The sequence below is a fragment of the Pseudogemmobacter blasticus genome (genome assembly GCF_003071405.1).
Classification (GTDB): Bacteria; Pseudomonadota; Alphaproteobacteria; order Rhodobacterales; family Rhodobacteraceae; genus Pseudogemmobacter; species Pseudogemmobacter blasticus.
The window spans coordinates 1,880,028-1,890,923 of record NZ_CP020470.1 but is presented as its reverse complement, the minus strand read 5'-3'; the positions used below and the strand labels follow the sequence as shown (position 1 = coordinate 1,890,923).

9 protein-coding genes and 3 tRNA genes are annotated in these 10,896 nt (G+C 66.0%); 7 read left to right on the top strand and 5 right to left on the bottom strand.

The window, feature by feature from the left end; translation table 11 throughout:
- Positions 1-161 precede the first annotated feature (161 nt).
- Positions 162-1,571: an RtcB family protein gene (locus B6K69_RS09235; protein WP_108644861.1), complete on the top strand. Its 1,410-nt coding sequence runs from the start codon at positions 162-164 to the stop codon at positions 1,569-1,571.
- Positions 1,572-1,692: 121 nt separating this feature from the next.
- Positions 1,693-2,259 (top strand): site-specific integrase, encoded by a 567-nt coding sequence (locus tag B6K69_RS09230; RefSeq protein WP_123876552.1) that lies wholly within the window; start codon positions 1,693-1,695, stop codon positions 2,257-2,259.
- Positions 2,260-2,396: 137 nt separating this feature from the next.
- Here B6K69_RS09230 and B6K69_RS09225 read toward each other — a convergent pair.
- Both B6K69_RS09225 and B6K69_RS09220 read right to left on the bottom strand, forming a co-directional pair.
- Positions 2,397-2,472: transfer RNA gene (locus B6K69_RS09225), tRNA-Lys, on the bottom strand.
- Positions 2,473-2,543: 71 nt separating this feature from the next.
- A tRNA-Lys gene (locus B6K69_RS09220) sits at positions 2,544-2,619 on the bottom strand.
- A 92-nt stretch (positions 2,620-2,711) separates the two neighbouring features.
- On the opposite strand from B6K69_RS09220, the gene dapF reads away from it, so the two are divergent.
- From dapF to B6K69_RS09205, 3 genes are all read left to right on the top strand, one after another.
- Positions 2,712-3,548, top strand: coding sequence for a diaminopimelate epimerase (dapF, locus tag B6K69_RS09215; RefSeq protein WP_108643571.1), 837 nt, complete (start codon positions 2,712-2,714; stop codon positions 3,546-3,548).
- Positions 3,545-4,810 carry a tRNA (N(6)-L-threonylcarbamoyladenosine(37)-C(2))-methylthiotransferase MtaB gene (gene mtaB / locus B6K69_RS09210; protein WP_108643570.1) on the top strand — a complete coding sequence of 422 codons (1,266 nt, stop codon included), beginning with the start codon at positions 3,545-3,547 and terminating at the stop codon, positions 4,808-4,810. Before dapF ends, mtaB begins: the two co-directional genes overlap by 4 nt.
- A gap of 70 nt (positions 4,811-4,880) precedes the next feature.
- Positions 4,881-5,315 carry a GFA family protein gene (locus B6K69_RS09205; RefSeq protein ID WP_108643569.1) on the top strand — a complete coding sequence of 145 codons (435 nt, stop codon included), beginning with the start codon at positions 4,881-4,883 and terminating at the stop codon, positions 5,313-5,315.
- Between the two features lie 13 nt (positions 5,316-5,328).
- Here B6K69_RS09205 and B6K69_RS09200 read toward each other — a convergent pair whose 3' ends face one another.
- On the bottom strand, positions 5,329-6,279 hold the full coding sequence (locus tag B6K69_RS09200) for a LacI family DNA-binding transcriptional regulator (RefSeq protein WP_236939026.1): 951 nt from the start codon (positions 6,277-6,279) through the stop codon (positions 5,329-5,331).
- A 345-nt stretch (positions 6,280-6,624) separates the two neighbouring features.
- Between B6K69_RS09200 and B6K69_RS09195 the strand changes: the two genes are divergently transcribed.
- A tRNA-Arg gene (locus tag B6K69_RS09195) sits at positions 6,625-6,700 on the top strand.
- 98 nt (positions 6,701-6,798) lie between these two features.
- A complete protein-coding gene (locus B6K69_RS09190; protein ID WP_108643567.1) occupies positions 6,799-8,184 on the top strand; it encodes a bifunctional enoyl-CoA hydratase/phosphate acetyltransferase in 1,386 nt (461 codons plus the stop codon).
- A 21-nt stretch (positions 8,185-8,205) separates the two neighbouring features.
- Here the strand turns inward: B6K69_RS09190 and B6K69_RS09185 are convergent, their stop codons facing one another.
- Both B6K69_RS09185 and glpK read right to left on the bottom strand, forming a co-directional pair.
- Positions 8,206-9,345 (bottom strand): iron-containing alcohol dehydrogenase, encoded by a 1,140-nt coding sequence (locus B6K69_RS09185; protein WP_108643566.1) that lies wholly within the window; start codon positions 9,343-9,345, stop codon positions 8,206-8,208.
- Positions 9,342-10,826: a glycerol kinase GlpK gene (glpK, locus tag B6K69_RS09180; protein WP_108643565.1), complete on the bottom strand. Its 1,485-nt coding sequence runs from the start codon at positions 10,824-10,826 to the stop codon at positions 9,342-9,344. The genes B6K69_RS09185 and glpK overlap by 4 nt, the downstream gene beginning before the upstream one ends.
- Positions 10,827-10,896: the final 70 nt, after the last annotated feature.

Here is a 10,896-nt window from a genome sequence, read left to right as displayed (position 1 = left end):
GGCGAATGCCGTGCGGCACTCCAGGCTGTCACCCTCGTGGTCGCGGGTTCGAGTCCCGCCGCGCCCTCCATTTCCTGTGGGTGCGTAGCTCAGATGGATAGAGCACGACGTGTCGCCAATCCCTTGTCGCCGGGGTCCCATATATGTGTGTGAATGAGATGATGAATGATGATGCACATTCCCCCGTGACCGGGGCTGACCTGATCGGTTGGGGCCACCGCCCCGGCCCGGCGTTTCCCGACCTTCTGTCCCGCGCGAATGCGGCGCGGGCCGAAGGCCTTGGCCTGATCCGCATCCGGCAAATGCTGGAGGCCGACCTGCCGCCGCCCGCGCCCGAACCGCTGGCCTTGCGCCGCCCCGGCGAGGTGCCGCTGCATGTCAGCCTCCGCGCAGAAAATGCGGATGAACAGGACAACATCGACAAGGTGCTGGCCACCATGGCCGAGGTGCTGAAGACCCCCACGGTCGAGGCGGGGGCGGTGATGCCCGATGCCTGCCCGGCGGGGCCCTTGGGCACCATCCCGGTGGGCGGCGTGGTGGCGGCGCGCAACGCGATCCATCCCGGCATGCATTCGGCCGACATCTGCTGTTCGGTGATGATCACCGATCTGGGCATGGTCGATCCGAAGGCAGCGCTGGATGCGGCGCAGGCGATCACCCATTTCGGGCCGGGCGGGCGCGAACAGGGCAGCCGCTTCACCGTCTCTCTGGATCTGATGGATGAGTTTCGCGCGAACCCGTTTCTGAACGACAACCGGATGTTGCACGCAGCGCAGGCTCATATGGGCACGCAGGGCGATGGCAACCACTTCCTGTTCATCGGGCGGTCGCGCGCCACGGGGCGGGTGGCCATGGTTACCCATCACGGATCGCGCGGGCCGGGCGGGCTGCTTTACAAGCACGGGATGGAGGTGGCCGAGCGGTTCCGCCGCGCGCTGTCGCCCGCCACGCTGAAGCAGAACGCCTGGATTCCGGCCGATACCGGGGAAGGGCGCGATTACTGGGACGCGCTGCAGATCATCCGTCGCTGGACCAAGGCCAACCACAATGCGCTGCATCAGGCGGTGGTGGAAAAGCTGCGCGCCGAACCGGGCGACCGCTACTGGAACGAGCACAACTTCGTCTTCAAGCGGGGCGATGTGTTCCTGCATGGCAAGGGGGCGACCCCTGCCTGGGAGGGTTATGCACAGGATGCCACCGGCCTGACCCTGATCCCGCTGAACATGGCAGAGCCGGTTCTGGTGGTGCGCGGGCGCGATGCGGAGCAGGCGCTTGGTTTCTCGCCCCATGGCGCGGGGCGCAACTTCTCGCGCACCGAACATCGCCGCCGCATGGGCGCGATGACGCCGGCGCAGATGCTGGCGGCGGAAACGGCCGGGCTGGACATCCGGTTCCATGCCGGGGCGGTGGATGCCTCGGAACTGCCCTCCAGCTACAAACGTGCCGGGGCGGTGATGTACCAGATCCGCGACTATGGCCTGGCCGATGTGGTCGACTGCATCGACCCTTACGGCTGCATCATGGCCGGGGACATTGTTCCCGATTGGCAAGCAAGGCGGACCCGGCGATAGCCGGGTTCGTTCCCTGGCCTTGAGTGGCTTTTGCGCTGAACTGCCTCCCGCTCTTTGGGCGGAACTCTGGACTTGCAGGGAAAATGTGGAGAGCACCAACTGAGGAACCAGGAGGTGTTTTATGGGAACGGGTACAGGCCGACGCCGGAGTTTGGGCAAGGCGCTCGTGCTCTTCTTCGCCCATGCACAGAAACTGAGGATCATTACCACCGATCCGACACTCGGATTGAAGATGGAACGCCCCGAGTTGGATGGCTTTCGCACCGCCGGCGCGGACGAGATTGAAGTATTCCAGACCCGGTGGCCTGTTGGCCCGGTGGAGCGACTGGTGTTCGATCTGGCGCTTTACACGGGTGCCGTGCGTGTGGATCTGGTCAAGCTGGGCCGGCGTAACATCAAGGACGGGATCCTGTCCTGTCGGCGTCAGAAGTCCAAGGTTGAGGCGAATGTGCCGGTGACCTCGGAGCCTAAAGCTGTGATCGACCGCGCTGCCAACATTGCGCCGGCCTTCGGGCTGGACCGAAAGGGCAAACCCGACACGGCAGAAAGCCTGGGCAACCTTTTTCGCAATGCTGCCAACGCCGCAGGGATGGTTACCCGGCTGCACGGTCTGCGGAAGGCTTTTTGCGTATACTGGCCCAGAAGGGCGCTTCGACACACCAAATCGCCGCAATGGCGGGGCATCTGACCCTTGGGGAGGTCGAGCGATACACGCGCGCGGCTGATCGGCTCAAGCTGGTAAAACTGCTGGTGGGGGAAGCATGAAACGGGACATGATTCTGCAATATGCTGATCTTGCGCCTGTTTTTGGCAAAATCTGAAAAATGGTGAGCCCGACAGGATTCGAACCTGTGACCCACTGATTAAAAGTCAGTTGCTCTACCAACTGAGCTACGGGCCCACGCCGCGGCTGGCTAAGGCAAGGCGCCTTTGGCGTCAAGCCCTTAATGCCGCGGTTTCTTAAGGGATGTGTGGTGAGCCGTGGAGGGTTCGAACCTCCGACAAGCTGATTAAGAGTCAGCTGCTCTACCAACTGAGCTAACGGCCCACACACGGGTGCCTTTAAGGGGGCTTGCGGCGGGGGTCAAGGGCTATCGACACCGGCTGGAAATCTGCAAGGTCCAAGCGTATATGCGGGGGATGACGCACGCATCCCCCACAGACCTGCCCTTTCTCAAGATGCACGGGGCCGGAAACGACTTTGTCGTGATTGATTCGCGCGGCCGGGCGGCAGTGACGACGGCGGCGTTGGCGCGCGCTGTGGGAGACAGGAACCGCGGCGTCGGCTTCGACCAGCTTGCCGAGATTCGCGATGCGGACGATGCCGATTTCGCGCTGGATTTCTGGAACAATGATGGCAGCCGCGCCGGGGCCTGTGGCAATGCCACCCGCTGCGTGGCCGATCATGTGATGCGCGGGCTGGGCAAGCAGGCTGTCACCCTGCGCACCAGCCGTGGCCTGTTGCGCGCCGAGCGGCTGGCCGACGGCCGGGTGAATGTGAACATGGGTCATCCGCAGCGCCTGTGGCAGGAGGTGCCGCTGGCGCATCAGGTGGATGTGCTTCACCTGCCCCTGCCGGGTGATCCGGTGGCGGTGGGCATGGGCAATCCGCATTGCGTGATGTTCGTGGCGGATGCCGCGGCGGTGGATCTGGCCACTCAGGGACCAGAATACGAACACGACCCGCTGTTCCCGCAGCGGACGAATGTCGAATTTGCCAGCGTCATCGGCCCTGACCGGCTGCGGATGCGGGTCTGGGAACGGGGCGCCGGCATCACGCTGGCCTGCGGGTCTGGCGCCTGTGCTACGGCGGTGGCGGCGCATCTGCGCGGGCTGACCGGACGGCGGGTGCTGCTGGAGCTGGATGGCGGCACGCTGGAGGTTGACTGGCGCGAAGATGGCGTCTGGCTGACCGGGCCTGTGACCTATGTCTTCGAAGGCCGGTTTTCGGCCGGGTTCCTTGCGGCGCTGTCATGAAGCCGCCGGTTTTTGCCACGTTGGGTTGCCGTCTGAATGCCTATGAGACGGAGGCGATGAAGGAACTTGCCACGGCGGCGGGGCTGGACGGGGCGGTGGTGGTGAACACTTGTGCCGTGACTTCCGAAGCGGTGCGCAAGGCCAAGCAGGAAATCCGCCGTCTGGCACGGGAAAACCCCGGCGCGGCGGTCATTGTTACCGGATGCGCGGCGCAGACCGAGCCCGAGACCTTTGCGACGATGCCCGAGGTCACGCGGGTCATCGGCAACCACGAAAAGATGCAGGCCGAGACCTGGACCGGGCTGGCCGCGCCGGTTGATCTGATCGGGGTGACCGAGAAGGTTCAGGTCAACGACATCATGTCGGTCAGGGAAACTGCCGGCCACCTGATCGACGGGTTCGGCCGGGTGCGGGCCTATGTCCAGGTGCAGAACGGCTGCGACCACCGCTGCACCTTCTGCATCATTCCCTATGGCCGCGGCAATTCCCGCTCGGTTCCGGCGGGCGTTGTGGTCGAACAGATCCGGCGGCTGGTGGACAAGGGGTTTCTTGAAGTTGTCCTGACCGGGGTGGATCTGACAAGCTGGGGCGCCGATCTGCCCGGAACACCACGGCTGGGTGATCTGGTGATGCGCATCCTGCGGCTGGTGCCGGATCTGGCGCGGCTGCGGATCAGCTCGATCGACAGCATCGAGGCGGACGAGAACCTGATGCTTGCCATCGCCACCGAACCGAGGCTGATGCCGCATCTGCATCTGAGCCTGCAATCGGGCGATGACATGATCCTGAAACGGATGAAGCGCCGCCATCTACGCGACGATGCGATCCGGTTCTGCGACGAGGCGCGGCGGCTGCGCCCCGAAATGGTGTTCGGCGCGGACATCATTGCCGGGTTTCCGACCGAAACCGAAGACATGTTCGCAAACTCGATGAAGCTGGTTGATGACTGCGACCTGACCTTCCTGCACGTCTTTCCCTACAGCGCCCGCAAGGGCACCCCGGCGGCGCGGATGCCGGCGGTGAAGGGGCCGCTGATCCGTGAGCGGGCCGCGCGGTTGCGGTCGGCGGGGGATGTGGCGCTGGCCAGGCATCTGGCGGCACAGATCGGGCAGGTGCATCGGGTGCTGACCGAGACGCCGCGGATGGGGCGGACCGAACAGTTCACCGAAGTCAGCTTTGCCGAAGATCAGCCCGAGGGCCGGATCGTGACGGTGCGGATGACGGGGGTGGAAGACGGGCGGCTGACCGCGGTGCCGGTCTGACAGTGGCCTTGCCGCTGCGCCGCCGCTCTGCCAGCCTGAGCGGAACGGTTCAGCGGCGGAGACCACGACCATGAACAAAGAGATGGCGCAAAAGGTGCATGACGCGGCTTGCCACTGTGGAACCGTGCGGTTCCGGGTCCGGCTGGCTGACGGGTTCGACAGCCGGCGCCGTTGCACCTGTTCGTATTGCCGGATGCGGGGGGCTGTCGCGGTTTCGGCGCGGCTGGACGAAATAGAATTTCTGGCCGGGGCGGAAAACCTGACGCTTTACCAGTTCAACAGCCGCACGGCGAAGCACTACTTCTGCAAGACCTGCGGGGTCTACACCCACCACCAGCGCCGGTCCGACCCCAGCCAGTTCGGCATCAACGTGGCCTGTCTGGCCGGGGTCAGCCCGTTCGATTTTGCCGAGGTGCCGGTGATGGATGGCGTGTCGCATCCGGCCGACTCTGGCGGCAGCGCCAGGGTGGCCGGCATCCTGCGCTATGAACCGCAGTCTGGCTGATGTGACGGACGGATCAGCGACGAATGGTATCGCCAAGGTCCAGCGTCGGCTCCAGTTCGATGATCTCGGGTGCGCCCGGTGATCGCTTGCCGGCAATGATCTCGGCCGCGCGGCGACCGATTTCCAGGCGGCAGGCATCCATGGTGGCCAGCTTGCGCGGCAGGCCGTCCAGCAGTTCCATCCCGTTGAACCCGGCAAGGCCCAGTTTGCCGGGCACGTCGATGCCATGGTCAAGGCACCACAGCAGGCCGCCTGCGCCGATCATGTCGTTCGAGTAATAAAGGAAATCGACATCGGGGCTGCGTTTCAGAAGCGCCTCTGTCATTTCGCGGCCCTTCAGCAGCGACGACCCGCCAGTGTAATATTCGCGGTCAACGATCGACAGGCCGGCGCGCGACAGCGCTTCTTCGAACCCGTCCAGCCGTTTGCGGGCGCGGTGGTCGGCCACGGGCATATGCGTGCCCAAAAAAGCGATGCGGCGGTAGCCGGCGCCGATGATCGCCTCGGCCATCTTGCGGCCGGCGCGGTAATGCGAAATGCCCACGGCCGAGACGACCGGCGTGCCGTCGGTATCCATGATCTCGACCACCGGAATCCCGGCCTGCGCCAGCATCGCGCGCGAAGCATCGGAATGTTCGACCCCGGCCAGGATAATGCCCGAAGGCCGCCAGGACAGCATTTCGTAGATCACCCGCTCTTCCCGGTCGGCGTCGTAGTTGGACACACCCACCACGGGCTGCAATCCGGTGTCTTCCAGCACCTCGGAAATGCCGGTCATCACCTCGGGGAAGACCATGTTCGACAGTGAGGGGATGATGACCCCGACCAGATTGACCCGCTGGCTGGCCAGCGCGCCGGCAATCTTGTTTGGCACATAGCCAAGCGAACGCGCCGCTTCGAGCACACGTTCGCGCGTGGTGTCGGACACGTCGCCACGGTTGCGAAGAACCCGGCTGACGGTCATCTCGCTGACGCCCGAGGCTTCGGAAACATCGCGAAGCGTCAGCGGGCGGCGGGGATCTGGCGGCGGCTTTGTCACTGGACCTGACTTCCGAAAGGGCACTGGAATCTTGTTAGCGCCAAAGGAAGCCCTTGTCCAAGGTGCAATCCTTTGCTACCGATAGCGCTAACGGCGTCCGCGCCGGCGATACCCCTGCGTCCGCAAGCTCTCAAACGGTGGCGCAAGGGAAAAATGAGGGGGAGTGGTGGGCCAAAAGTCGCTCCCCCTTACCATTTCCGGTAAAATTCATCGCGGGCCAATGCGGCAGAGTTGCCTTGCCGTGGCAGTTTGTGCATTGAAGGCGGCGGCGGCCCCGTAGCTCAACGGATAGAGCGTCCCCCTCCTAAGGGGAAGGTTGCAGGTTCAAGTCCTGCCGGGGTCACCAGATAGCCTGTCAGTGCTGGTGTGGGGGAAGGGTCTGCCGGGCAAGGGGCCACCTTCCGCCAGACCTGGACACGGCCCTGGCAAGAAAAGGACGCCTGAATGCACCTGGTCAACCGCACCTTCGACGAACTTGCCCCGGGCGATGTGGCCGAGATGCGGCGGCTGATCACGGCGGATGATGCCTATATCTTCGCCGTCGCCTCGGGCAATCACAACCCGATGCACTTGACCGACAGCGATCTGGACGGCGATGGCCAGACCGAGCGTGTCGTGCCGGGCATGTTGGTGGCCTCGCTGATCTCGGCGGTTCTGGGGATGAAACTGCCCGGCCCGGGAACGCTGTATCGCCGGCAGGTGCTGGATTTCCATGCCCGCGTCCATGCCGGAGACGAGATGATTGCCCGGGTAGAGGTGCTGGAGAAGCTGGCGGATGGCGCGGTTCGGCTGGCCACATCGGTCAGGCGCGCGGGCGATGGCGTGGCCGTGCTGACTGGCGAAGCCGTGGTTCAGGCCCCGTCCGAAAAGTTCGACCATGACGGGATCGAGGTTCCGGGCCTGATCGTGGAACGGCACCGCCATTTCGAGGCGCTTCTGGCCCGGGCCCGCCCGTTGCCGGCGCTGCCAACCGCCGTGGTCTGCCCCGATGATCCGAACTCATTGCGGGGGGCGCTTCTGGCGGCTGAGCAGGGGATCATCACCCCGGTGCTGATTGGCCGGGCCGCGGCGATTCAGGCCGTGGCGCAAGAGACGGGCGCCAATCTGGCCGGGGTCGAGATCGTGGATGTTGCCGAAGACACGGCCGCGGCGGCAATGGCTTGCGCGATGGTGCGCGAAGGGCGCGTGGCGGCGGTGATGAAGGGGCACCTGCACACCGACGATCTGCTGCGCCCCATGCTGGACAAGGATCTTGGACTGCGGGTCGGGCGCAGGTTTACCCATGTCTTCGTGATGGATGTCCCCGGCCAGCCCGAACCCGTGATGGTGACCGATGCGGCGATCAACATCGCCCCTGACCTGTCAACCAAGGTCGACATCTGCCAGAACGCCATTGATCTGGCGCTTTCGCTGGGGATGGAGCCGCGGGTTGGTGTGCTGTCGGCGGTCGAAACGGTGAACCCGGCGATCCAGTCCTCGATCGACGCGGCGCTGCTGTCCAAGATGGCGGATCGCGGCCAGATCACTGGCGGGCTGGTCGAAGGGCCGCTGGCCATGGACAACGCGGTGGACATCGGGGCGGCGCGGACCAAGGGGCTGAAAGGGGGAGTGGCCGGGCGGGCGAACATCCTGGTGGTGCCGGGCCTGGATGCGGGCAACATGCTGGCCAAGCAACTGGCCTTCATGAGCCATGCCGAAGGCGCCGGTCTGGTCCTGGGCGCGCGCGTGCCGGTTATCCTGAACTCGCGCTCGGACAGCCCGATGTCTCGGCTGGCCTCCTGCGCGGTGGCGGCCATCCATCACTTTGCGCAGCAGGGCAAGCGGCGGTGATCGGACGGCGCGGGCTGAACCTCAAGACGCGATTTGCAGGGCGGCCACAAGGTCTGTGACCGGCAGAACGACCGGGTTCCCCCGCATTGAGGAACTGGCGCGGGCCGCTTCGGCGACTTCCACATGCAGGGTAGGGGAAAGGCCCTGTGCCGCAAGCCCCGGCAGGCCGGCGGCCCGCACCCAGGCGCCAAGGGTTTCGGGTGCTGCATCCGCCGCCCCGCCAAGGGCTTCGGCAATCCGATCAAAGACCAGATCAAGCCGGCGTGCGGTGTCGCCGGTCGTATGGCGGTGGTTGAGCCGCAGGATCGCCGGCAGCAGGGCCCCGCAGATGGCGCCATGCGGGGCAGGGGTGACCCCTCCGATCACGCCCGCCAGCCCGTGAACGGCGCCAAGACCGGCATTGGTCAAGGCAAGCCCCCCGGTCAGGCTGACCCAGGCCAGCGCGTCCCGCGCCTGCGGATCTTCGGTTTCCATCAGGCGGATCAGGGCGGCCAGCCCCTGACCAATGGCAGGGGCCGTGATGGCATCGGTGAAGGCATTGGCCTTGCAGGACACATAGGGTTCAATGACCTGCGTGATCGCATCCAGCCCCGAGGCCAGCGTGATGCTGCGCGGGCTGTGGTCCGTCAGGCCCGGGTCAATGATCGCCAGCCGGGCCAGCATCCTGTCATCGCGCAGCGAAACCTTCCGGCCATGGTCGGGCAGGCCGATAACCGCGTTGCGCGTCACCTCGGCCCCCGTTCCGGCGGTGGTGGGCAGGGCGATGAACGGCAGCGGCGGCGCGGCAAGCGGCAGCGCCTGCCCGACGATTTCAAGATGCGGCACCGGGCCGCCCGGCGCGGGAACAAGGGCGGCCAGCGCCTTGCCCAGATCCAGCGCCGCGCCGCCGCCGATGGCGGCCACCCACAGCGGCCGGAACGGGCGGCTTGCTTGCAGGGCGTTCTCAAGCAGGGCGAGGGTGGGTTCCTGTCCGCAGGGCAGGGCAAGGATCTCGGCCCCCTCGGCCCGAAGCCCGTCCATCAGCCAGGCTGCACGGGCGGGGTTAGCCCCGTGCACGATCAGCCCGCGCGCGCCAAAGGCGCGAATGGCGGCGGGTGCCTTGGCGGCCTCGCCCCGGCCGAACAGGATGCGGCCCGGGGCGATGATCGAGAAGGGTGTCATACCGTCATGGTGGCCGCGACGGCCCGGCCCCAGCGGGCATATTTCGCATCGCGGGTTTCCGGGGCCATTGCGGGGGTGAAGCGGCGGTCCAGTGCCCAGGATTTCTGGAATTCTGCCGGTCTGGCGCAAAGCCCGGCTTGCAGGCCGGCAAGGTAAGCAGCCCCAAGGGCGGTGGTTTCCGTCACCACGGGGCGATCAACCGGCGCGCCAAGAATGTCTGACAGGAACTGCATGGCCCAGTCCGACGCGCTCATCCCGCCATCGACGCGCAGGATGCCGTCGGGGGCCGCCCCCCAATCGGACCGCATCGCTTCCAGCAGGTCGCGGGTCTGGTAGCCCACGCTTTCCAGCGCCGCCCGGGCCAGTTCGGCGGGGCCAGAATTGCGGGTCAGGCCATAGATCGCCCCCCGGCAATCGGGCCGCCAATAGGGCGCCCCAAGCCCGGTGAAGGCCGGCACAAGCACCACGTTCAGCGCCGGGTCGGCGGCTTCGGCAAGCGGCTGGGTTTCCTTCGCCTCGCGGATGATCTTCAGCCCGTCACGCAGCCATTGCACCACGGCCCCCGCGATGAAGATGGACCCTTCCAGCGCATAGGTTGTCTGCCCCTCCAGCCGGTAGGCGATGGTGGTCAGCAGGCGGTTTTTCGACGGGACCAGATCGCTGCCCGTGTTCAGCAGCGCAAAGCAGCCGGTGCCGTAGGTCGATTTCATCATGCCGGGGGCAAAGCAGGCCTGGCCGATGGTGGCGGCCTGCTGGTCGCCGGCGACACCGAGAATGGGAATTTCACGCCCGAACAGATCGGGCCGCGTGGTGCCGTAGCTGGCCGCGCAATCGCGCACCTCGGGCAGAAGGGCCATGGGAATATCCAGCAGGCCGCAGATCTCGGCATCCCAGGTGTTGGTGGCGATGTTGAACAGCAGGGTGCGGGCGGCATTGGTGGCGTCGGTCGCATGGGTCTTGCCGCCGGTCAGGTTCCATATCAGCCAACTGTCCACGGTGCCGAAGGCAAGTTCGCCACGGCTTGCCCGCGCGCGGGCATCGGGGATGCTGTCCAGCAGCCACTTCAGCTTGGTGCCCGAGAAATAGGGATCCAGCAGCAGGCCGGTGCGGGCGGTGATCATCGGCTCGTGCCCGGCTTCCTTCAGCGCGATGCACAGCGGGGCGGTGCGGCGGTCCTGCCAGACAATGGCGGGGGCCAGCGGCTGGCCGGTGGCGCGGTCCCACAGCAGCGTGGTCTCACGCTGGTTGGTGATGCCGATGGCGGCGATCCGGGTGGCCTTGATGCCCGCCTTTTCAATGACCGCGCGCGCTGTGGCGGCAACGGTCGACCACAGATCGGCGGGGTCATGCTCGACCCAGCCGGGTTGCGGGTAGGATTGGGGGAATTCTTCCTGTGCCGTGGCAACGGGGCGCAGCGCGGCATCGAACAGGATGGCGCGCGATGATGTGGTGCCCTGGTCGATGGCAAGAATGTAGGACATTGCGGCAGGCCTTTGCAGCGGGTGCCCGGTGCGGGGCAAGGGGCGGGCGGCCCGATTGGGCCGCCCGTCC